This window comes from Veillonella absiana (genome assembly GCF_032970865.1).
Taxonomy (GTDB): domain Bacteria; phylum Bacillota; class Negativicutes; order Veillonellales; family Veillonellaceae; genus Veillonella; species Veillonella absiana.
Map to the genome: position 1 here is coordinate 117,619 of NZ_JAWJZB010000007.1, position 23,550 is coordinate 141,168.

Annotated in this window: 15 protein-coding genes and 1 other RNA gene; all 16 read left to right on the top strand. The window is 40.6% G+C overall.

The features are described 5' to 3' along the window. The first annotated feature begins 729 nt into the window (after positions 1–729). The 16 genes from hydG to rimO all read left to right on the top strand — a co-directional run bounded on the left by hydG (position 730) and on the right by rimO (position 23,550). On the top strand, positions 730–2,148 hold the full coding sequence (gene hydG, locus RVY80_RS07085; RefSeq protein WP_317330061.1) for a [FeFe] hydrogenase H-cluster radical SAM maturase HydG: 1,419 nt from the start codon (positions 730–732) through the stop codon (positions 2,146–2,148). Positions 2,149–2,507: 359 nt separating this feature from the next. After that, on the top strand, positions 2,508–4,502 hold the full coding sequence (recJ, locus tag RVY80_RS07090) for a single-stranded-DNA-specific exonuclease RecJ (RefSeq protein ID WP_317330063.1): 1,995 nt from the start codon (positions 2,508–2,510) through the stop codon (positions 4,500–4,502). Continuing rightward, positions 4,499–6,736 (top strand): RelA/SpoT family protein, encoded by a 2,238-nt coding sequence (locus RVY80_RS07095; RefSeq protein WP_295193515.1) that lies wholly within the window; start codon positions 4,499–4,501, stop codon positions 6,734–6,736. The genes recJ and RVY80_RS07095 overlap by 4 nt, the downstream gene beginning before the upstream one ends. After that, positions 6,736–7,374 carry an MBL fold metallo-hydrolase gene (locus tag RVY80_RS07100; protein ID WP_295188225.1) on the top strand — a complete coding sequence of 213 codons (639 nt, stop codon included), beginning with the start codon at positions 6,736–6,738 and terminating at the stop codon, positions 7,372–7,374. Before RVY80_RS07095 ends, RVY80_RS07100 begins: the two co-directional genes overlap by 1 nt. 98 nt (positions 7,375–7,472) lie before the next feature. Then, entirely contained in the window at positions 7,473–8,537 is a 1,065-nt protein-coding gene (locus RVY80_RS07105) for an AI-2E family transporter (RefSeq protein WP_317330064.1), read from the top strand. A 1-nt stretch (position 8,538) separates the two neighbouring features. Then, the gene (locus RVY80_RS07110) at positions 8,539–9,021 is read left to right on the top strand and encodes a Fur family transcriptional regulator (RefSeq protein WP_317330065.1); all 483 of its coding nucleotides are present in this window, start codon (positions 8,539–8,541) and stop codon (positions 9,019–9,021) included. After that, entirely contained in the window at positions 9,014–10,450 is a 1,437-nt protein-coding gene (gene hemZ / locus RVY80_RS07115; RefSeq protein WP_317330066.1) for a coproporphyrinogen dehydrogenase HemZ, read from the top strand. Before RVY80_RS07110 ends, hemZ begins: the two co-directional genes overlap by 8 nt. Further along, positions 10,451–11,722, top strand: coding sequence for a histidine--tRNA ligase (gene hisS / locus RVY80_RS07120; protein WP_295188218.1), 1,272 nt, complete (start codon positions 10,451–10,453; stop codon positions 11,720–11,722). It begins immediately after the preceding gene. A gap of 8 nt (positions 11,723–11,730) precedes the next feature. Beyond that, the gene (gene aspS / locus RVY80_RS07125) at positions 11,731–13,533 is read left to right on the top strand and encodes an aspartate--tRNA ligase (RefSeq protein WP_295193509.1); all 1,803 of its coding nucleotides are present in this window, start codon (positions 11,731–11,733) and stop codon (positions 13,531–13,533) included. A gap of 177 nt (positions 13,534–13,710) precedes the next feature. Further along, positions 13,711–13,882, top strand: a non-coding RNA gene (ssrS, locus tag RVY80_RS07130) — 6S RNA. Between the two features lie 43 nt (positions 13,883–13,925). Then, positions 13,926–15,233 carry a replication-associated recombination protein A gene (locus RVY80_RS07135; RefSeq protein ID WP_295193507.1) on the top strand — a complete coding sequence of 436 codons (1,308 nt, stop codon included), beginning with the start codon at positions 13,926–13,928 and terminating at the stop codon, positions 15,231–15,233. A gap of 156 nt (positions 15,234–15,389) precedes the next feature. Next, a complete protein-coding gene (locus tag RVY80_RS07140; RefSeq protein ID WP_317330067.1) occupies positions 15,390–18,353 on the top strand; it encodes a DNA translocase FtsK 4TM domain-containing protein in 2,964 nt (987 codons plus the stop codon). An 84-nt stretch (positions 18,354–18,437) separates the two neighbouring features. Beyond that, complete coding sequence (locus RVY80_RS07145) at positions 18,438–18,890, top strand: helix-turn-helix domain-containing protein (protein WP_295193503.1); 453 nt, start codon at positions 18,438–18,440, stop codon at positions 18,888–18,890. Between the two features lie 14 nt (positions 18,891–18,904). Then, positions 18,905–20,941 carry a YgiQ family radical SAM protein gene (locus RVY80_RS07150; protein WP_317330068.1) on the top strand — a complete coding sequence of 679 codons (2,037 nt, stop codon included), beginning with the start codon at positions 18,905–18,907 and terminating at the stop codon, positions 20,939–20,941. 123 nt (positions 20,942–21,064) lie between these two features. Then, positions 21,065–22,105 (top strand): ABC transporter substrate-binding protein, encoded by a 1,041-nt coding sequence (locus RVY80_RS07155; RefSeq protein ID WP_295191536.1) that lies wholly within the window; start codon positions 21,065–21,067, stop codon positions 22,103–22,105. Between the two features lie 95 nt (positions 22,106–22,200). Beyond that, positions 22,201–23,550, top strand: coding sequence for a 30S ribosomal protein S12 methylthiotransferase RimO (gene rimO / locus RVY80_RS07160; protein ID WP_295191533.1), 1,350 nt, complete (start codon positions 22,201–22,203; stop codon positions 23,548–23,550).

Sequence of the window (23,550 nt, forward strand, 5' to 3'; positions counted from 1 at the left end):
CAATGACATCAGCGCCTCGCTTCAAACGCCTTCGCGTAAGGCGCTCCTCGCTAATGTCATTGCTATTTTTGTATATACCGTAGAAAATTTGAGATGCCTGCCGTATCAAGGGCGGGGGAGAACTTTGGTGTAGAGGTTTCGTTCTAAATGTCGAAACCATTCTTGTACAAGTTCCGTCAATGTAGAGCTAATTACCTCTAGTTGTCCGTGTCTTTCCTGCGATCCCCTCCTTTGAAAAAATATATATTAATTTCTCCTACTAGTTGTCGATGTTGTAAAATTTTTTACGGTAGTATCAATGATAGCTAATCGTACACAGCGTTGGAATCCGGTGGTTACTTGGTACTCGAGTGACTTACGCCGAAGGCGTTCGGAACGAGAGACTAAGTGACCACTGGATTCCAAGACTAACATCCTTTGCCGTGATTGACACTGCCGTAAAAGGTTTACATATTTTCATAACACCTATCAGAAATTAATATACATTTCCCTTAAATTCCTGTTGGTTTTGGTAGGAATAGTACTATGAATAGTGCTATACTAATATAAATAGAATATTTTAGAAATATAAAAAGTATTCTTGTGTATTATGCTTGAAATGTTGTATTAAATAATATTTTCAGCTTTTATTACTGTAAGGCTTTTATTACTGTAAGATAGAGTTATAATATACAGTGTAATTCTATACAAACAAGGCCAAGTGCCTATATAAGAAAAGAGGTCAGTACTATGTATGATGTGAAATCTCCCAAGGCAGAGGAATTTATTTCTCACCAAGAGATATTAGATACGCTCGCTTATGCAGAGGCGAATAAGGAGAACCGCGAATTATTAGATGCGATTTTGGAAAAAGCAGCCACATTCAAAGGGCTCAGCCATAGAGAAGCAGCCGTTATGCTAGAATGTCCATTGCCAGAGTATAAAGAAAAATTATTTGCCTTGGCAAAGGACATTAAAAAAGCCATTTATGGTGACCGCATCGTATTGTTTGCGCCACTTTATTTGTCTAACTATTGTATCAATGGTTGCGTATATTGCCCATACCACTCTAAAAACCGTGATATTAAACGTAAAAAATTGACACAAGAGCAAATTCGTGAAGAGGTTATTGCCCTAGAGGCACTTGGTCATAAACGTATCGTTATTGAATCCGGTGAAGATCCTCTTAACAATCCATTAGAATATATCTTGGAATCCATTAAAACGATTTATTCCATTAAAAATAAAAATGGTGAAATTCGTCGCGTAAATGTAAATATTGCAGCCTGTGAAGTAGAAGATTACAAAAAACTTCATGAAGCTGGTATCGGTACATATACATTATTCCAAGAAACATATAATAAAGAAAATTATGAAGCATTGCATCCAACAGGTCCTAAGAGTAATTATGCATATCATACAGAAGCAATGGACCGTGCTATGCAAGGTGGTATCGATGACGTGGGTATCGGCGTATTGTACGGCCTTGAGCATTATCGTTACGATTTCGTTGGTTTGTTGATGCATGCGGAACATTTGGAAGCTGTATTTGGTGTAGGTCCACATACAATTTCTGTGCCTCGTATTTGTCCGGCCGATGATATTGATGTAGAGGACTTTAGCAATGCGGTTCCTGATGATACATTTGAAAAAATCGTTGCCTTGCTTCGTGTATCTGCACCATATGCCGGCATGATTATGTCTACCCGTGAAACTCAAAGTATGCGCGAACGCGGTCTAGCACTTGGGATCTCTCAAATCAGTGGTGGTTCTCGTACTAGCGTTGGTGGTTACAAGGAAGAAGAAGCCCCAGAAGACAATTCGGCGCAATTTGATCGTAGCGATACTCGTTCCCTTGATGAAATCGTAGACTGGTTATTACACCTTGGTTATGTACCTAGTTTCTGTACTGCTTGCTATCGTGCGGGACGTACGGGTGACCGTTTCATGGCATTGGCGAAATCTGGTCAAATTCATAACTGTTGTCAACCGAATGCGTTGATGACGTTGAAGGAATATATCATGGACTATGGTTCTGAAACGACTAAGGCTGATGGGGAAAAGGTTATTGAAAGCCAAATGGATCTCATCAAAAATGATCTTGTAAAGAATAAAGTGCAACAATATATTGCACAAATGGAAGATGGGGAACGGGATTTCCGATTCTAGACTATTTGATGAGGTATCTAATTTAACAGTAGTATACGATTTGAAACCTATACAGAGTGATTTACTACGGTTTGATTTTTGTCGATGTAGACAATACAATATGATGACAAGGCTATACCTAGTAGGGTATAAGCTAGCTTTTATAAGGATAGACACCATTATCAATACGAATTGTGTAATGGTGTCTATTTTGTTGAGAAAAATAAAATAATAATTTGAGAATTAAAATTATATTTCCCTTTATTTATTGAATGATAAGGGGTATAATATAGAAAATGATAATGATAATAAGTATGTGGCCTAAGTAATATTGATTATGAAATGGCCTTATAAATTAGGGGTTATGTGTGGTATAAACTATGATTAAAAAACGATGGCTAGTTAAATCTGGAGATACAACACAAGAGAATAGATTGGTTAATGATTTAGGGGTTACACCTGTTGTCGCTAAATTGCTGGTTAACCGTGGATTTGATAGCATCAGTGGGCAACAGTTTTTGTATGGCTCTATGGATAGCTTACTAGATCCTTTCACATTAAAGGGCATGATAGAAGGTGTAGCTCTCATTGAGGATATACTGGAACAACACAAGCCTATTGTCATTTATGGTGATTATGATGTGGATGGTATTACAGCAACGTCCTTGTTATATCGTTTTTTTAGCCGATTAGGGGCGAATGTGAGCTATTACATTCCAGAACGACAAGGCGAAGGGTATGGCCTAAATTTAGAAGCCTTGGAGCACCTTATTGAACAGGGAACAGCACTCATTATTACTGTTGACTGTGGTATTAGCTCATATGATATTGTGGAGCAAGTGAAGGGTCGCGTTCATATGGTCATTACAGATCATCATAATGCACCGGACCAAATTCCAAATGCTGATGCGGTGATAAACCATAAACAACCGGGTTGTCTCTATGAAGATAAAAATTTATCTGGTGTAGGGGTGGCTTTTAAATTGGCCCAAGCTATTTGGTTGCGTAAAACGGGTGAATGGTATCGTGAGGATTTAGATATTGTTGCATTGGGGACCGTAGCTGATGTGGTACCACTGGTAGGTGAAAACCGTATTGTGGTACAAGCAGGTCTTGCTAAAATGGTGGAGAACCCGAATATCGGTATTAATGCCCTCATCAGTGTAGCAGGCCTTACAGGAAAACAAATTACCGCAGGCCATATTGGCTATACATTGGCACCTAGACTGAATGCAGCTGGCCGTGTATCTCATGCGACGCGTGCTGTGGAATTATTAGTTACTACCAATGCTGAGAAAGCATTAGATATTACCGATGAATTACAGGCTACAAATGTGGAACGCCAGGAATTGGAACGACATATTCATGAAATGGCTCGCCAAGATGTGATTAATCAAGGTCACAAGGCTGATCATATCATTGTTGTGGGTGGTGAAGGATGGCACCCTGGGGTTATCGGTATCGTTGCCTCTCGTCTAGTAGAGGAGTTTTACAAACCAACGATGGTGTTATCCATCCATGATGGAGTGGGTAAAGGTTCTTGCCGAAGTATCGAAGGATTTAATGTCTATGAGGCATTGAAGTTTTGTGAAGATCTTCTCTTGCAATTTGGTGGACATGCGGCGGCCGCTGGATTTAGCATTGATGCGGCACATATTGATGAATTGCGTGAACGTCTTGATGGTTATTGTCGAAAACAACTAACAACAGAGGATTATGTTCCTATAGTCAATATTGATACCACATTGCCAGTGAATGATATTGATGTAGAAATTATAGATAATATCGCAGCTCTTGAACCTTATGGTATGGGAAATAGTACACCTGTGTTTGCTGTTACCAGTGCAGAGGTGCAAGACGTGATACTTATGGGGCAGTTAAAAAAACATTGCAAGGTTATTTTGAAAACTGCTCAAGGTTCTATTGATGCCATTGCATGGAATCGGCCCGACCTATTTAAACAAATTTTTGCCGGGGATATGGTGAAAGTCGCATTTTCATTGCAAAAAAATGAGTGGCAAGGCTATGTATCTCCACAACTGATGATTCAAGATATTGAACTTTTAGGTGAGCAACATATTGTACTCACCACAGAAGGCTTACGAGAAATGTATTTAGTGGTAAAACAAATTGCTAGAGGTGGTAGGCTTTCACAATATCAGATGGAACAAGAGGTGCTAAGGCGGCATCCAAAGAATCAAAATCATGCGTCCGCTATGATGGCATTACAAGTATTTAAGGAACTCGGTATTATTTTAGAAGATGAAAATGATGATGGATTGCCAATGTATCGTTGGAATCAAGTGCAAGGAAAACTTGATTTGGTTACATCTATTACATTTTTAACATACAGCAAGCAGGAGGTGAGTCCATGATTAACACTGAAGAAGGTCAAGTGATTATCGAAGAAGGTACCTTTAATAAAGAAAAAGAATTACAAGCATTCATGGATCTCGTTCATAGTTATTTGAGTGACGAGGAATGTGCTCAAATTATGAAAGCCTTTGAGTTAGCAGATAAAGCCCATGAGGGTCAAACTCGTGCCTCTGGCGAACCCTATATTATGCATCCATTGGCAGTGGCAGAAATATTGGCCAATTTACAAATTGACCATGAAACCTTGATAGCTGCTCTGTTACATGATGTGGTAGAGGATACATCCTATACAAAAGAAGATATAGAAGAATTGTTTGGCTCAGAAGTGGCGTTCCTTGTGGATGGTGTAACGAAATTAAACCAATTTCAATACGTTACTAAAGAAGATCAACAATTAGAAAATTATCGAAAAATGATTTTGGCTATGGCAAAAGATGTACGTGTTATCGTTATCAAATTGGGTGACCGTTTGCATAATATGCGTACCTTAAAGTATATGCGCAGTGATAAACAAAAACATATTGCTAAGGAAACATTAGAAATCTTTGCACCTTTATCTCATCGATTAGGTATTTTCAATATCAAATGGGAATTAGAAGATTTGTCTTTCCGTTATTTGGAGCCAGATAAATATTATGATCTCGTTGATCAAATGAAACAAAAACGCCAAGCTCGGGAAGCTATTGTTAATGATACTATGGCGCAATTAACAAAGGCTTTGGGCGATGCAGATATCAAGGCAGATATTAAAGGGCGTCCAAAGCATTTCTACAGTATTTACAAAAAAATGAAAAAGGACAACAAAGATTTGTCCCAAATTTATGATTTGTATGCGGTGCGTGTTATTGTAGACACAATTCCAGATTGTTATGCAGTCCTCGGTATTGCTCATAGTATTTGGAAACCATTGCCATATCGATTTAAGGATTACATTTCTATGCCTAAATCGAACATGTATCAATCCTTGCACACTACCATTATTGGTACTATGGGGCAACCTGTAGAAATCCAAATTCGTACGTGGGATATGCATCGTGTATCTGAATATGGGGTAGCGGCTCATTGGCGCTATAAAGAAGGCAATAAAAATGGAGACAAGGACTTTGATCAAAAGGTTGCATGGCTTCGTCAAGTACTGGAATGGCAAGATACTAGTAACCCTAAGGAATTGGTGAATGCATTGAAACTAGATGTATTCTCTGGTGAGGTATTCGTATTTACTCCTAAGGGCGATGTAGTGAAATTACCAAATGGGTCAGTACCGCTTGATTTTGCATATCGTGTACATACTGATGTAGGTCATCGTTGTGTGGGTGCTAAAATCAATGGTAAAATTGTACCCCTCGATTACACCTTGAAAAATGGTGATATCGTGGATATCATTACATCTAAAACTGGACGGCCTAGTTTAGACTGGCTCAATATCGTTGGTTCTAGTGAAAGTAAATCTAAAATCCGTAACTGGTTCAAACGAGAAAATAAAGAAGAAAATATTCAAAAAGGTCAGGATGCTCTTGAAAAAGAAGCGAAACGTCTTAATTATAATTGGAAGCAAGTGGGCACGCAGGAACGCATCGAGCAAGTTACTAAAATGCTTAATGCTGGTACACCTGATGAATTATTCGCAGCTTGTGGTTATGGTGGAATTCCAGTAAGTACTGTTCTTCTTCGTATCGTAGAACTCTATAAGAAGGAAACGGAAAAAGAAGAAGCTAAACAAACTACAGAGGAAATTGTTGAAAAACTTAAGGCTCACCGTCCTAAGAAATCTAAGGCTGGTACTGGTGTTCTTGTAAAAGGTGAAGCAGGTCTCATGGTACGGATGGCCAAATGTTGTAATCCAGTGCCAGGTGATGAAATTATCGGTTATATTACAAGAGGTCGCGGTATCTCCGTCCATCGTGGCGATTGTACAAGTATAGGTCATACTCCTGAAGATTTGGAACGTATGATTGAAGTGTCTTGGGATCAAGCGACAAACGATTCCTTCCATGTAGGTGTAGAAATTCATGCCTATGATCGCACCGGCATTTTAATGGAAGTGATGGCGGTACTTTCAGAATTAAAAATTAATATTACCAATATTAACGCGAAGGTCGATGACGATACGAAGAACGTTAATATTAGTTTGGTTATAGAGATTAAAGATATCTCACAATTAGAATTTGTAATGACTAAGTTGCGCCGTGTTCGCGATGTATACACGGTACAACGTGCACATGGAGGTGCTTAATGACAGATTTTAGTCAACTTGCGTTGATGCGTATGCCATTAGGGGCACTAGGAACCAACTGTTATGTGGTGGGGGACAAAGAACTAGGCAAGGCATATATTATTGACCCAGCTACAGCTGATGTATTAGAAAGTTTGGAAAAACATAATTTAGAACCTGCAGCGATTCTATTAACTCATGGTCATGCTGATCATATTGGCGGTGTACAAGAGATTATTAATCAATATCCTGTACCGGTATATATTCATGATGGCGACCGGGAGTATCTCACTAATGCAGATCTTAATTTGAGCTCTAATTATGGACAGAACCTTACGGTTACAGGAGATATTCGTTCTGTAAAAGAAGGAGATACATTCGATTTAGGCAATATTCATCTTTCTGTGTACGAAACACCAGGTCATACACCAGGTGGTGTTTGTTACTATATGGATGGTGCTCTAGTATTCGTCGGGGATACATTATTTAGAGGCTCCATTGGGCGTACAGATTTTGATGGTGGTGATTATGACACTTTGATTAATGCTATTAAGGACAAGTTGTACACCTTGCCAGAGGAAACAGTAGCGTATCCGGGACATGGTCCAGAAACGCAAATTGGTTATGAAAAGCAATATAATCCATTTGTGGGGGCATAACTGGATTGCCTAATATTTTCATAGTCATTATGATGGATACGGGATGGATACGGATATAACGAATTCCTAGGTACGAATATTGAGAAAAAGGGGCACCTATGGCAAAACATTCAATTCAATATTGGCTACGGGTCACGATGATTAGCATCATGGCTATACTGCTCTTGATGGGAACCAAAGCTGTGGCGTTACCATTTGTTGTTTCTTTTGTGCTAACACTCATTTTGTTACCATTGGTAAACATCATGCAAGATACGTTACAAAAACGCTTTGGCCTCACTTGGCTACCACGATCTATAGCCATTTTACCAGCATTTTTACTAGTGGCGTTGCTACTTTATTTAGCGACGATTCTAGTATTAACACCATTTTTAACTGAGTTTACTCGGTTGGTGGCAAATTTTCCATCTATCATGTCACAAGTTTATGGATTGACGAAACTCATTCCTACAGGATCTGGGGAAACGGGATTGCCACCACAAATTGAAGCAGTTGTAGGGATGGCTATCACTCGTATTGGTAATTATGGTGTAGAATTGGCACAGCAAGGGATTACGGCTGTATTTTCCTTCGCAGGTATGCTCTTAGAGTTATTACTTGTACCGATTATTACATTTTATTTACTCAAGGATGGTCGCCAGCTGAAACGCTCTATCATCAATGTGTTTCCCGAACCGACAACAAAACATCTGTATGATGCATTCAATCAGATTCACCAAACAGTAGGGGGGTATTTGCGAGGTCAGCTCGTATTGGCCACCAACATGTTTGTTATTATTCTTATAGTTGCCTTTGCGTATGATTTGCCGTATCCTTTCGTGTTAGCGCTATTAGCGTTTATTGCAGAATGGATGCCTATCATCGGGCCTTTTATCAGTGCGGGGCCAGCCATTATTTTGGCGGCTTTGATAGGGGGCACACTTGCGGTGAAAGTAGCTATCACCTACTTCATCATTTTAATGATAGATTCACAAATTATTATGCCTAAAGTAATGGGGCACATTATTAAGTTGCATCCGGTAGTTATCATTTCAGTCATCTTTATTGGTGGTTCCTTATATGGGGTTATAGGGATGATGACAGCGGTACCTGTTACGGCAATTATTCAAATTATTATGGAAAAATTATGGTATTTTAACAAGTTTTACAAGGAGGAGCAATAACATGAATTCTACAATGGAAAAATTAAAAGAGCGTATCAAAGATAAGAAATATAAGTTGACTACCCAACGTCAAACGATTTTACAAGCATTTATTGATGCTGAAGAAAATCATTTGAGTGCCGAAGATGTATACGGTCTGGTGAAACAAGTGGCCCCTGAAATTGGTTTGGCTACGATTTATAGAACACTTGATTTATTCACAGAACTTGATTTATTAAAACGTCTTGATTTTGGTGATGGCCGTAATCGTTATGAATTGAATGACGAAGAATTTGCTCATTTCCATCATCATTTGATTTGTGTGAAATGTAATGAAGTTAGCGAATTTGAAGATGATATGTTAGAAACATTAGAATCTATTATCGCTAAAAAATTAAATTTCCACACTATTGATCACCAATTAAAAGTATATGGTTATTGCAGTAAATGCCAAGAAAAAATGAAAGCTGCAGGTGAGCCTATCGGACCAACACACCATGCTTAAAAGCTATCATTACGAGGGACCATTGCCGCTAGGTTCCGTAGTTGCTCATAATTGCGGGGCTGCCGGATTGTTTTCAAACAAAGTGAATCCTCAAGTGACGCTCATCGGTAAAGAGGTAGCTCGCTTGTACACACTTGCCGTGAATGTCAGTGGTCAAGAACCATTTGTCATTCATGGGAATGTCACATCTATAGGTCGTCGTAAAATGGGACAACAATTGTTGGCTTATTTACGAGGATTACAAGGCTTGGCGTCATATAATGAATGGGGCAGCTTGGTTGGTGTTAGACCGACCAAGCTGTTTCATAAATATCGGGATAAAGCTCCTGATGCGGCATCGGTAGCGAATTGGATAGAGGCAGAGTTTTCTGTGTCTCCAGAGAAACTCGGTTTGCTTACAGACATCGGTGAGTTTCAACGTCCTTATGTAGATCCTAATATCATCAAGGATACACTGGTGAGTCTTTATTGTGGTATTCCATTTTGTCAGACCCATTGCGTGTATTGCTCTTTCCCCTATGGTATGTGGCAAAACTATGGCAACCACAATGGATTCATTGAGGCATTAGAGTGCGATATGGATCATATGGCACATATGGTACAGGAGCACGAATTGGATGTTATGAGCCTCTATATGGGGGGCGGTACGCCGACGATTTTGCCAGACCTAGAATTTGAACGGGTGCTGGCGAAGCTTTCACCATTGGTACCGGAAGGAAGGGAATTTACCGTTGAGGCAGGTCGTCCTGATTCGGTGACCCCTGAAAAAATTAATACCATGGTTCGTCATGAGGTGAATCGCATCAGCATAAATCCACAGACTATGCAGGATGCGATTTTAGCGCGTATTGGGCGTGGTCATACGGCGCAGGATATCGACGACCTCTATCAATATGTGAAACGTCATACATCTCTGGCAGTGAATATGGATTTCATTGCTGGCTTGCCAGAACAAACTGACAGGGATATGACAGAAAATATGGATTATATTTGTCGGAGCCTACCGGAAAATGTTACAATTCATACATTGGCATTAAAAAAAGGTAGCCCTCTTTATGAAAGTCATATGCAACAGCGTTTGCCTAATGAAGAACAAGTTCGTCATATGGTAAATGTAGCGCGTGAAAGACTTGAAACCGCTGGGTACAGACCATATTATTTATATCGTCAACAATATATGACGGGACAATTAGAAAATATTGGCTATACCTTGGAAGGCCATGCATGTGATTATAATATTCGCATGATGGAGGAACGACAATCTGTGCTGTCCATGGGACCTGGCAGTTCATCCAAATGGATGCGCGCTCCAGAGTTCCGTCAGAAAAAACAGCACATGCCAAAAGACGTGGATGTATACATTCGCACAATAGAACAATTATTAGATAAGCGTAGTGCTTTATGCAAATCGTTTTGGGAGGTCGTGTAAATGGCAATTAGAAAACCAAAGGGCACACAAGATTTCTTGCCGGAACAAATTGGTAACTGGCATTTCATAGAACAGTATATGCGCGATATTTGCAAAACCTATGGTTTTAATGAAATTCGCACACCTGTATTTGAAGATACAAAATTATTTTTGCGCGGTATCGGTGAAACTACTGACGTAGTGCAAAAGGAAATGTACACATTCTCTACGGGGGATCATACAGACCAAACATTTACATTGCGTCCGGAAAACACAGCATCTGCAGTGCGTGCGTATTTAGAAAATAAAGTATATGGTAAAGAAGGCCTTACCAAATGGTTTTACATCGGACCTATGTTCCGTCATGATAAACCACAAGCAGGGCGTTACCGTCAATTCCACCAATTTGGGGCAGAGGTATTAGGCTCTCAATCTCCAGTAGTGGATAGCGAAGTTATTTGTATGATTTTGCAATTGTTGCGTAGTTTTGGTTTGCAGGATTTAAATGTAGAGGTAAACTCTGTAGGTTGTCCAAATTGCCGACCAGCGTACCGCGAGAAATTAATTGCCTTCTTTGAACCTAAAAAAGAACAATTATGTCCAGATTGCCAAGAGCGTTTATATAAAAACCCGCTTCGTATTTTGGATTGTAAGAATGAAACTTGTAAGGATTTGTCCGTAGGGGCTCCTGAAATTCATGAACATCTTTGCACGGAATGTCATGATCATTTCGAGGAAGTAAAAACTCTATTGGATGCAGCCAATGTACAATATAATTTGAATCCACGTTTGGTGCGTGGCCTCGATTACTACACAAAAACTGCTTTTGAAGTACAATATACCCCATTAGGCGCCCAAAGTGCTGTAGCCGGTGGTGGTCGCTATGATGGCCTTGTAGAACAATTAGAGGGACCATCCACACCAGCCATTGGTTTTGCCATGGGTATGGAACGATTGTTATTGGCTTTAGAAAAACAAAATCTATTGCCAGAACCAGCAGTGGATCCATCTGTATTTGTCGTAGCCCTTGGTGATGCGGCGAAGGTAGAGGCTTTCAAAATTGTACAATCTGTGAGAGAGCATTACATTCCTTGCGAAATGGATGGTCAAGGCAAGAGTATGAAAGCCCAATTAAAATATGCTAACAAAATTAACGCAAAATATGTTATTATATTGGGTGATGATGAATTAGCTAATGGCGAGGCCATTGTACGATTCATGGAAACGAGTGAACAGGAAACAGTGCCACTCAGCACTATTTCTGAACATATTACTTCTTTGGTGAAAGGATGACATTAAGAATGGAAACAATGAAAGGGTTACACCGCACACATAGTTGTGGTACTATCTCTGCTGAACAGGTAGGGCAAGAGGTCGTATTGTGCGGTTGGGTTGAACGTCGTCGTGATCATGGCGGACTTATTTTTATCGATCTTCGCGATCGTTCTGGGGTAGTACAAATCGTAGCATCTCCAGATCATAATATGGAATCTTTCCATAAAGCAGAAGACGTACGTAACGAATTCGTATTATGCGTACGTGGTAAAATTACAGAACGTGATGCGGATGCAGTGAATCCAAACTTACCAACTGGTCAATTTGAAATGTACTGCGAAGAATTACGTGTGTTGAATTCATCCAAAACACCTCCATTCTACATTCAAGACGATGTGGACGTTGATGAAAATATCCGCTTGAAATATCGTTATTTGGACCTTCGTCGCCCAGAAATGCAACGTAACTTGATCCTTCGTCATAAAGTAACAAAAGCAATGCGCGACTTCTTCGATAACCATGATTTCATGGAAATCGAAACGCCAATGTTGACTAAGAGTACACCAGAAGGTGCTCGTGACTATTTGGTGCCTTCCCGTGTTAATGCAGGTACATTCTATGCATTGCCACAATCTCCACAAATTTTCAAACAAATCTTGATGGTTGCTGGTTATGAAAAATATTTCCAAATCGTTCGTTGTTTCCGCGATGAAGATTTGCGTGCTGACCGTCAACCTGAGTTTACTCAACTCGATATTGAAATGAGCTTTATCAATGAAGAAGATATTTTGACAATGTTGGAACAAATGGTAGCTCATGTATTCAAAACTACAATGGGTAAAGACTTAGTATTGCCAATGCCTCGTATCACTTGGGACGAAGCAATGGATAAATACGGTTCTGATAAACCAGATCTTCGCTTTGACATGGCTTTCACAGACGTTACTGAATATGTGAAAGATACTGAATTCAAAGTATTCCGTTCCGTTATCGATAATGGTGGCGTTGTAAAAGGTATCGTTGTGCCTGGCGATGCTGGTATCCCTCGTCGTGAACTAGATGACCTTGTTGATTATGTAGGCCGTTATGGCGCTAAAGGTTTGGCATGGGCATGCTTCAACGAAGATGGTTCCATTAAATCTCAAATCATGAAATTCTTGGGTGAAGATACAATTCGCAATATTGGTACAGCTATGAACGCTCAACCTGGCGACCTTGTATTGATGATTGCTGATAAACCAGCAACAGTAGCTAAAGCTCTTGGCGAATTGCGCCTTGAAATGGCTCGCCGCATGAATATGATTGATGAAGACTTGTTGGCATTCACATGGGTAACTGATTTCCCTATGTTCGAATACAGCGAAGAAGATAAACGCTTCGTAGCAATGCATCATCCGTTCACAATGCCTCGTGAAGCAGACCTTGATAAATTAGAAACTGATCCAGGTTCTGTAAAAGCTATCGCTTATGATATGGTATTGAACGGTGTTGAAATCGGTGGTGGTTCCTTGCGTATTTATCAATCCGATATTCAAGAACGCGTATTCAAAGCTATCGGCTTGTCTGAAGAAGAAGCAAAATCCAAATTCGGATTCATGCTTGATGCATTCCAATTCGGCGCTCCTCCACATGGTGGCTGTGCATTCGGTCTTGACCGCTTGGTAATGTTGATGGCAAAACGCAAATCTATCCGTGATGTAATTGCGTTCCCTAAAACACAAAGCGCGTCTGACTTGATGAGCCAAGCTCCATCTGAAGTAGAAGCGAAACAGTTGAAAGAACTTCATATCAAACCCGATACTGAAGAAGAAACTCAAAGCTTAGTGTAACAACTATATCGCCCCCCTATATATGTTTTTCGCTCCTGAGCGCCTACGGCGCAATGTCTCTGCGAAACATATATAGGGGGGCTCTTTTATTGTGTAAAAACTGGTGTTAATATGCATAAATTCTGAATTGTCAAGTCTTGAAATGTATATATATTAATGCTATTATATAGCCATAAGATATCCCTGCTGTGTGCGTGTGATATCGCAGTTTTGAGCCAACACATCTACTTCGGGAGTTCAAACTCTCATAGCGGCACGACGCTCTTCGGAGTACGCAATGTTATGAGGCGGACACCCACCTGCTCTTGCAGGATCAAAACGCGGTACATTACGGCATGGTGGGGTTCTTTCCGCCTAAGGGCGGTTTTTTTATTATATGAGGAGTGACGACAATGGATAGTTTGTTTGATACTATTGAAGTGAATAAGTATGAACCATTACCGGTAAGAATGAGACCAACTAGCTTGGATCATTTCTTTGGCCAAGAAAAGGCTGTGGGTAAGGGAACTTTTTTGCGCGCCATGGTTGAACAGAATACAATTCCGTCTATGTTGTTCTATGGCCCTTGTGGGACTGGTAAGACGACATTGGCGGGTATTATTGCCAAAATCAGTCACAGTCATTTTGTAAATTTAAACGCTACCAATGCAGGCATTGGTGAACTGCGTAAGATTATAGAAGAGGCGCGTAAGCGCATTCGTTCGTTGCAACAGCGAACTATTTTATTCCTCGATGAAATTCATCGCTTTAATAAGAGTCAACAGGACGTGCTATTACCATGTGTTGAGGATGGTACCATCATTTTGATTGGTGCCACTACGGAGAATCCATTTTTCGAGGTAAATCGTCCTTTATTATCTAGATTACGTTTGATTACCCTTGAACTATTAACTCCTAAGGCGATTGCTCAAATTTTGCATCGTGCCCTCACGGATACTGAGGTAGGCATCGGGGAGCGTCATTTACATGTTGAGGACAATTTGCTTGAGGAAATCGGCATTTTCGTTAATGGTGATGGTCGCATGGCCCTCAATATTTTAGAACAGGCTTCGGCCATGGTACCGGAGGGTGGAACGATTACCCTGGAGGTGCTAGAAAAGGTCGTAGGCCGTCGGGTGTATAGTTACGATAAAAAAGGTGACAATCATTACGACACAATTTCTGCTTTTATTAAAAGTATGCGTGGATCTGATGTACAGGCGACATTGCACTATTTAGCACGTATGATTGAGGCTGGTGAAGATCCTAATTTTATTGCTCGTCGTATCGTCATTTGTTCTGCTGAGGATGTAGGGCTTGCTGATCCACAAGCGCTTGTGATTGCTAATGCAGCAGCACAGGCGGCGCATTTGGTGGGATTCCCTGAGGCGCGTATTATACTTTCAGAAGCGGCAGTCTATGTAGCGCTTGCGCCTAAGAGTAACAGTGCATACATGGGTATTGATGCGGCTATTGCTGATGTACGTCACAAGGAGTGTGGACAGGTGCCAGATCATTTGAAGGATTCTCATTACAGTGGGGCTATCAAACTAGGTCATGGGCAGACCTATAAATATGCCCATAGTTATCCGAATGCCTATGTAAAACAACAGTATTTGCCTGATCCATTGGTGAAAGCTAAGTATTACGAGGGCCATCGACGAGGTCGAGAAGAATCCTTACTGGATGACTGGGAACGTAGAATTGGTTTGAAGAAATAAAAAACTATATAGAAAATAAACAATATACTACAATATATGGTATAATTAAATGATATTTAAGTGTATATATGACACATTGATATAGATTGCATCATACGCCTGTATAGAGCCAGGTGTATTTGTGCACAGTTTTGAGAGATAAGGATTAACATAGATATGGCAGACGAAAAAAAGGTCGCACCTAGACGAAAGAGAACGACCACTGCGAGAAAAACAACTCGTAAGCGCCCTACAAAGGCGAATGTGGGTCAATCTAGTGAAGGATTCTCTCTTTCTAAAGAGGTGAAAGGTTTAATTGTCATCGCTTTTGGTATCGTGGCTTTGATTGGTTTCTTTGGAATTAAAGTAGGTATTGTAGGCGAGTTTTTGACAGGTATTTTTCAATATGGTTTCGGGTTAGGTGGAATTATTCCCTGTCTAGCTTGGTTATATGCTGGCTGGCGCTTGTTATATAGTGGCAGCTTTATATCGTTTACAAAACGAGGCGTATTATTTACATTGTTTTTTATTTTCTTGATGGCCCTCGTCCCATTGTGGCGTGTACCAGCAGGGCAAGAATTATATACAGTAAATTTATTGAATCAAGGTGGCTTTATAGGTGGCCTTGTAGCAATGGTGTTGCGTACTATCGTTGGGGAAATAGGATCTATCATTCTTGATGTAATCCTATTAATCGCCCTTGGGATGCTTATTTTCCGCTTGTCTTTGAGTAAAGGTCTTCACAAGGCGAAGGACACAGCACAAGTCGGTGTAGATGTAGCTAAGGTTGGCGTTGACGTAGCTAAAGATATTGCAGCAGAACAAGCACAAGTGATGAAGGATGCAGCTGCTGAAAAAGCTCGTGAAATGAAAACTCTTCTTGAGGATTGGAATGAACAACGTAAAGTAGCGGCTGCTGAGCGTCGTGCTTATAACCGTGAACGAGATACTCGATTTGAAGAAGTAGCAGATAGTGCAAAAGCTGCGCTAGCAGAACGTGGATTTAATGTTGAGTCCCATCAAGACAATGTAACTGCGGATAGTACTGTAAATGCTAATGACGTAAATCCATATGCAAGAAATATGGATACTACAGTAGATTCTGTAGTATCTGCACCATCAGTATCTGCATCAGTAGAATCTGCATCAATAGAACCTGTAGAAACGGTAACAATTGAAAATACATCGGTACCATCTGTAGAAAACATAGCTGGACCATCTACAGATGATTATGTAGTGGGGCCAATGAGTACTCTTAATAATTCTGATTTTGGTGATACAAATCATGTATATGGTGATAATAATGCTTTCGATGTGGTAGAGCCAGAAATTGAAGCGATTTCAGTGGATGATACATTTGAACCATTACATGATATAGAGACCGTAACCTCACCTACTAGTGCTATCAATTATGGGGTACCAGAATCTTATGATAGTGGTTATGACGATTTTGATGATACGAATTATGATGATGAATATGATGAATTTGACAATCACGCCCCTACAGAGGAAAAACCATTTGTTCGTCGCTCTCTTATCGAGAGTGGGGAGGGGGATGTTCGTACTGTCGATGCAGTACCAATAGCACCAATAGCACCAATAGTACCAATAGTACCTTCGATTGAGGGAACTGAAGAGGATACTGCAGCAGTCGCGGTGTCTACAGAAGGTAAGATTCATCGTTCTATTGAACGGGAATATCATTTCCCTAGTTTAGAAATTCTTGCTAAAGGTGAAGTCAGTCAAGTCGCGAGTGAAGAAGTCGCACATAATGCGAGTCTTCTTGAAACTACATTGAAAAGTTTTGGTATTACAGCTAGAGTTGTTAATGCCACACAAGGTCCTGCGGTAACTCGTTACGAGTTAGAACCTGCACCAGGCACGAAGGTTAGTAAAATTGTCAATCTTACAGATGACTTGAAATTGAGCCTAGCTGCTGCAGATATCCGTATGGAGGCTCCAATTCCGGGCAAATCTGCTATTGGTATCGAGGTACCTAATAAATCGATATCTGCTGTACATCTTCGGGATGTATTGGACTGTGATGACTTTAAAGGCGCTCGTGGAGGCATTCCCGTTGGCCTTGGCAAGGACATTGCAGGTAAACCGATTATCACAGATTTGGCAAAAATGCCGCATCTATTGGTAGCCGGTTCAACGGGTTCTGGTAAATCCGTATGTATTAATACATTGATTTCTAGTATTTTATTCAGCCGTAAACCAGAGGAAGTTAAGCTAATCCTTATTGACCCTAAAATGGTTGAATTATCTACATACAATGGTATTCCTCATTTGATGGCACCTGTTGTAACAGATATGAAAAAGGCGGCAGCTGTCCTCCGTTGGGCTGTTCGTGAAATGGAGGCGCGGTACCGTACATTCGCCGCTACAGGCGTGCGTGATGTGAAACGGTATAACGAATTACATCCTAAAACAGCGATGCCATTAGTGCTTATTATTATCGATGAGTTAGCCGACTTGATGATGACGGCACCAGCAGACATTGAGGAATCCATTAGCCGTTTGGCACAGATGGCTCGTGCTGCTGGTCTGCACATGGTTCTGGCGACACAACGTCCATCTGTTAATGTAATTACTGGTACAATCAAGGCGAACGTACCAAGCCGTATTTCCTTTGCCGTAGCTACACAAATCGACTCCCGTACCATTCTTGATATGGCGGGGGCTGAAAAATTACTTGGTAAAGGTGATATGTTGTTTGCCCCAATTGGGTCTAATAAACCAGTGCGTATTCAAGGTGCTTTCATCAGTGATGATGAGGTGGAACATCTTGTTTCCTTTGTGAAAGCTCAGCGTCAGCCTGAATATGATGATACTGTAACAGAGGCAGAGGAGAAAGAAGAGGCCAAAGAAGAGAAGAAAGAGGAGGAATTCCGCGATGAGCTCTTGGAACGTGCCGTTGATCTCGTGATGGACTCTGGTCAGGCCTCTGTGTCTATGTTACAACGACGATTCCGAATTGGTTATACACGAGCAGCGCGTCTCGTAGATACTATGGAGGATTTGAAAATCGTTGGTCCTAATGTGGGCAGTAAGGCTCGTGATATTTTGATGAGTCATGCTCAAGTCAAAGAAAAATACTTCCCTCAATCCAGTAATACGGAAGGTGAGGGTAATTAAATACGTGATAGACCGGACTCATACGACTCTTTTTGAAGGAATTGTATATAGTCGGTGAAAATATATGTTGAAAGGAGCTGTCCAATGGCATCTATAGGGGAAGAACTTCGTCGTGAACGTGTGCGACGTGGATTGACTTTCAAAGACGTAGAACAAGTATTACATATCCGATCTGCCTATTTAGAGGCCATTGAAGATGGTAACTTTAAATTAATACCTGGTCATGTGTATACGAAGGGATTCATTCGTAATTATGCGAATTATCTTGGCTTAGATGGCCAACGTCTTGTGGTATCTTATCAGGATTTGATTGGCGAGAAACATGCTTTCACGGTGCGGACCTTAGATCGTAAACGCAAGAAAGCACAAAAAGAGCAATTACAAACTGAATATGAAGAGCATACGGTGGAAAAAAAACGTATTTCTCTTGAAACACGTCAACGTAAACGTCAAAAAACGATGGCCCAAGAACGTATGGTGCTTGGAACCATCCTGGTTCTCATAGTATTATTTTTAATTTGGTTATTCTTTCTATAGGATAAGGTAGGGACATGAATAATTTTTTAGTAACAGAGCCACGAGATATGCAAGAGCGTGGGTGGGCAGAGCTTGATTTTGTGCTCATCAGTGGCGATGCTTATGTGGATCATCCGTCCTTTGCACCAGCTGTGATTGGCCGTTATTTAGAACATAAAGGGTATCGCGTTGGTATTATTGCACAACCAGATTGGAATGATGTGAATAGCTTCAAGCTATTGGGAAAACCTAGATTAGCATCTCTTGTGACGGCAGGAAATCTAGATTCTATGTTGAATAAATTTACGGCAGCAAAAAAAATACGTCGTGATGATGACTATTCTCCAGGAGGGGAATCTGGTCATCGTCCAGACCGTGCTACATTGGTGTATGCGAACCGTATGAAAGAGGCCTATAGTGATGTGCCTGTTATCATCGGCGGTATTGAGGCGTCTTTGCGGCGCTTTGCCCATTATGACTATTGGTCTGATACTGTTCGGCGTTCTATTTTACAGGATGCCAAGGCGGATGTACTCATCTATGGTATGGGGGAACTGCAAATTGCTGAACTTGCAGATGCTCTTGATTCTGGTGAATTTAGAGAATCTTTGCCGAATATTCGCGGTATTTGTTATATGGATAAGGATATCTTTGAGGGGGATTATGTGCTGACTCCATCCTTTGAGGATGTGAAAGCTGATAAACAAGCCTTCGCTAAGGCGTTCCGTTTACAATATGATGAGCAAGATCCATATTATGGACATCCTATTGCACAAAAACACGGTGATCGCTATTTGATCCAAAATACACCGGCCTTGCCATTAACACAGGCACAGATGGATGAAATTTATACATTGCCATTCACTCGTACGTGGCATCCACGATACGATGAAAAAGGTGGCGTACCTGCTTTGAGTGAGGTTCAGTTCAGCTTGACGAGCCAACGAGGATGCTTTGGCAGTTGTTCTTTCTGCGCTATTACAAATCACCAAGGGCGTATTATTCAAAATCGCAGTCATGAATCCTTGATTGATGAAGCAAAAACTATGATTGATATGGATAACTTTAAAGGGTATATCCATGATGTAGGTGGTCCAACGGCGAATTTCCGTCACCTAGCTTGCGAGAAACAGGCTAAATTTGGTGCCTGTCGCGGTAAAACTTGTGCAGCCCCAATACCTTGTGAAAGACTCAATACGAGCCATGATGATTATCTTTCACTATTGCGTAAATTGCGTAAATTAAAAGGTGTAAAAAAGGTATTCGTACGTTCTGGTTTGCGCTATGATTATGTATTAGCAGATAACAATAAGGAGTTTGTGAAAGAACTTTGCGAATTCCATGTGAGTGGTCAATTAAAAGTAGCACCAGAACATATTTCTAATCGTGTTACAACGATGATGGGCAAGGCGGGAAAGAAAGAATTTCTCAAATTCAAACAATGGTTTGAAGAAGCTAATCGTAAACTTGGTAAAAAGCAGTATTTGGTACCATACTTTATGAGTTCTCATCCAGGCTGTAGTTTAGAGGATGCTATCGAACTAGCAGAATTTTTACGAGATCAACATATGTATCCAGAACAAGTGCAGGACTTTATTCCTACACCAGGCAGCTTGTCTACTGCCATGTACTATACAGGTATCAATCCTCTCGATGGACGTCCTGTGTACGTGGCTAAAAAAGGCCGTGACAAAGCGAAACAACGTGCGTTGATGCAATATAAAAATGTGGAAAATTATGACTTAGTAAAGGAAGCCCTCATTGAAGCAGGTCGCCAAGATCTCATTGGTTTTGGACCACAATGTTTAATTCCACCACGTCCGATTGGTAAATCTGGAAACAGAGCTAGCGGTGCAGGCCCACAAGGTCGCCCAGGTGGTAGAGCAGGTAATAACGATGTAGGCACACAAGGACGCCAAGGCGGTAGACCTGGTAATCAGGGCCGTAATGGTGGGGCACGAGGGAATCGTTCAAATGACTCGGGCCGTGCCAATAATCGACAAAATAGTAACCGCCAAAATAACAATCGCCCAAGCGGCGGTCGCAAACGTTCAGAAGGTAGTTTCTCATAAAATCGATAGATTTTTGGGAAAAGAAACAAAACTTTCACAGAAATAAAAATTTTGTTCACTGCCAGGAACATTGGCAGGAGTTTTAGATTCAATAGCTAATTCTAACAATAGGGAGTATACATTATGAATCGATGGAAGGCGCCCTTTGCTTTGTTTTTCTTTATATTGGGGATGTTAACATTTGGATTTTGGTATAGCTGGAAGGAAAAGCAGGAACAGGCCCAAGCACCTGTAAAGGCTGAGCTAGTGGTTTATACAGATTTACCAAATGCGCTCACCACGATTCTTGCTGATCAATATAAAGAAGAAAAAAATATCAAAATTACTGTAATGCCACTAACAGAAGAGCAAATGACAACGGTGTTGTCACGGCCTTGGGGTGAGCAAAATGGTGATATTGTTATTACTTCACAGGATAACCTTGTGTTAGGAACTTCAAAAAATCAATTTAGACCAATCGTGACGGAATCGGCAGATACTGTAGCAGAACGGTTTAAAAATACAGATGGCTATTGGGTTGGAACCTGGTATGACCCGGTGGTATTTACGCAAAATGATACATTTTATAACACATTAGGGCGTTATATTACAACTTGGGACACATTAGCAAAGCCTGGTAATTGGCGTGTAGTGGTAACAGATTTTGTAGCATCTCAAAATGCAGCAAACTTGTTATACAATATGGTCGAAGCAAAAGGCGAGACATCAACGATTCAATTTTTTAATGGATTAAAACCACATGTTATTCAACATGCTAAATTTTTATCCACCCCAGTTCGCTTAGCGGCGTTAGGGGAGACGGATATCGGGATTGGTAATTACTCGGATGCAGCTCAATATATGAGTCATTCCTATCCAGTGAAAGTCATTTTTCCGGCGGATGGAACTTCTTTCTATTTGACTGGTGCAGCCGTTCTTGATGGTACTCGGAATACTATTGAGAGTACGGAGTTTATCAAGTGGTTGTTGGCAAAAGAAACGGCTCAATTTATGATTCGGCATAATTTCCATTTTGCTTTCACAAATCCAGAAATGTCTGATCCAAAAGATTCGTTAGGGCGTAGGCTAGTATTATGGGACGTACAAGGCGGATATACGGTGGAAGGCAAAAAGGTACTATTGAATCAATGGGTTAGCCAGGTGCGTTTTAGAAAAGAACCGTAAGCCAAGTAGAGCTATTCATGGACAAATGAACTAAGTAGGTTAAAAATACCATAAACCAAGTGTGTTAGATACACATCGTAAGGAAAGGATATAGAATGAGTAAGTTATTAGGTTATGTAAGCCTAGGTTGTGCTAAAAATTTAGTAGATACGGAAGTTATGTTAGGCCTGTTGAAGGATAATGGGTATAGCATCACAGAAAATTTAAGCGAAGCAGATCTTATTATTGTCAATACTTGTACGTTTATTGAAAAGGCCAAAGAGGAGTCCATTAATACCATCCTTGAAGTAGCGCAACATAAACAAACTGGCGCGTGCAAGGGGTTAATTGTAGCAGGTTGTTTGAGTCAACAATACCAAGATGAATTGTTCCAAGAAATCCCTGAAATTGATGCATTGATTGGTACTGGTGCGTGGGATCAAGTAATGACCGCCGTAGAGGCTATTGAACAAGGAAATCGTTGTTGCATCATGGATAGCATTACGAACATTTATAATGAGCGTATGCCTCGTATGCAAACGACACCTCGTTACAGTGCGTATGTAAAGATTGCAGAAGGCTGTAATAATGGTTGTACATTCTGCATCATTCCAAAGGTGCGTGGCGCATTCCGTAGTCGTACTATTGAATCTATCAAGGCAGAGGTGGAAAAACTCGCCGCTGCAGGGGTAAAGGAAATCGTTTTGATTGCTCAAGATACTACTAGCTATGGCATTGACCTTAATAATGGTAAACCTATGCTCACAGCCTTGATTAAAGAACTCGTTCAAGTTGAAGGTATTGAATGGATTCGCATGTTGTATTTGTATCCAAAGTTCTTCTCTGATGAATTACTTGAGTTAATCGTTAATGAGCCAAAGGTTTGCAAATATGTAGATATTCCATTACAACATGTGAATAACGATATTTTAAAACAAATGAATCGTCCTGATACACGTCAAGATATTGAAACATTGCTCAAGAAAATTCGTTCTCAAGAGAAACATATTACTTTGCGTACATCTATTATCGTAGGATTCCCTGGTGAAACAGAGGAACAGTTTAACGAATTGTGCGATTTTGTGAAAGAAATCAAATTTGATAACATGGGCGTGTTTACATACTCTCGTGAGGATGGTACAGCGGCGGGTGCTCGTGAGGACCAAATTCCAGAGGACGTTAAAGAAGAACGCTATCATGTATTGATGTCCTTCCAAGCAGCTGTTTCAGAAGAAAATAACCGTGATTTAGAAGGTACTATTGATGAGGCTATGATTGAGGAAATAGAACCAGGCGATAAAGGTACTTTATTGGCCAAGGGTCGTTTGAAATCCCAAGCCCCTGATGTAGATGGTAATATGTACATCGAGGATTGTGGTGAGGACTTGCAGCCTGGCGATATTTTGACCGTACAGGTAGAACAAGGCTTTGCCTACGATGTGGTGGTTTGTCCAGTTAATCAATAA

Coding starts and splice junctions, on each gene's coding strand:
- hydG (WP_317330061.1), top strand. CDS start 730: ATGTATGATGTGAAATCTCCCAAGGCAGAGGAATTTATTTCTCACCAA.
- recJ (WP_317330063.1), top strand. CDS start 2,508: ATGATTAAAAAACGATGGCTAGTTAAATCTGGAGATACAACACAAGAG.
- RVY80_RS07095 (WP_295193515.1), top strand. CDS start 4,499: ATGATTAACACTGAAGAAGGTCAAGTGATTATCGAAGAAGGTACCTTT.
- RVY80_RS07100 (WP_295188225.1), top strand. CDS start 6,736: ATGACAGATTTTAGTCAACTTGCGTTGATGCGTATGCCATTAGGGGCA.
- RVY80_RS07105 (WP_317330064.1), top strand. CDS start 7,473: ATGGCAAAACATTCAATTCAATATTGGCTACGGGTCACGATGATTAGC.
- RVY80_RS07110 (WP_317330065.1), top strand. CDS start 8,539: ATGAATTCTACAATGGAAAAATTAAAAGAGCGTATCAAAGATAAGAAA.
- hemZ (WP_317330066.1), top strand. CDS start 9,014: ATGCTTAAAAGCTATCATTACGAGGGACCATTGCCGCTAGGTTCCGTA.
- hisS (WP_295188218.1), top strand. CDS start 10,451: ATGGCAATTAGAAAACCAAAGGGCACACAAGATTTCTTGCCGGAACAA.
- aspS (WP_295193509.1), top strand. CDS start 11,731: ATGGAAACAATGAAAGGGTTACACCGCACACATAGTTGTGGTACTATC.
- RVY80_RS07135 (WP_295193507.1), top strand. CDS start 13,926: ATGGATAGTTTGTTTGATACTATTGAAGTGAATAAGTATGAACCATTA.
- RVY80_RS07140 (WP_317330067.1), top strand. CDS start 15,390: ATGGCAGACGAAAAAAAGGTCGCACCTAGACGAAAGAGAACGACCACT.
- RVY80_RS07145 (WP_295193503.1), top strand. CDS start 18,438: ATGGCATCTATAGGGGAAGAACTTCGTCGTGAACGTGTGCGACGTGGA.
- RVY80_RS07150 (WP_317330068.1), top strand. CDS start 18,905: ATGAATAATTTTTTAGTAACAGAGCCACGAGATATGCAAGAGCGTGGG.
- RVY80_RS07155 (WP_295191536.1), top strand. CDS start 21,065: ATGAATCGATGGAAGGCGCCCTTTGCTTTGTTTTTCTTTATATTGGGG.
- rimO (WP_295191533.1), top strand. CDS start 22,201: ATGAGTAAGTTATTAGGTTATGTAAGCCTAGGTTGTGCTAAAAATTTA.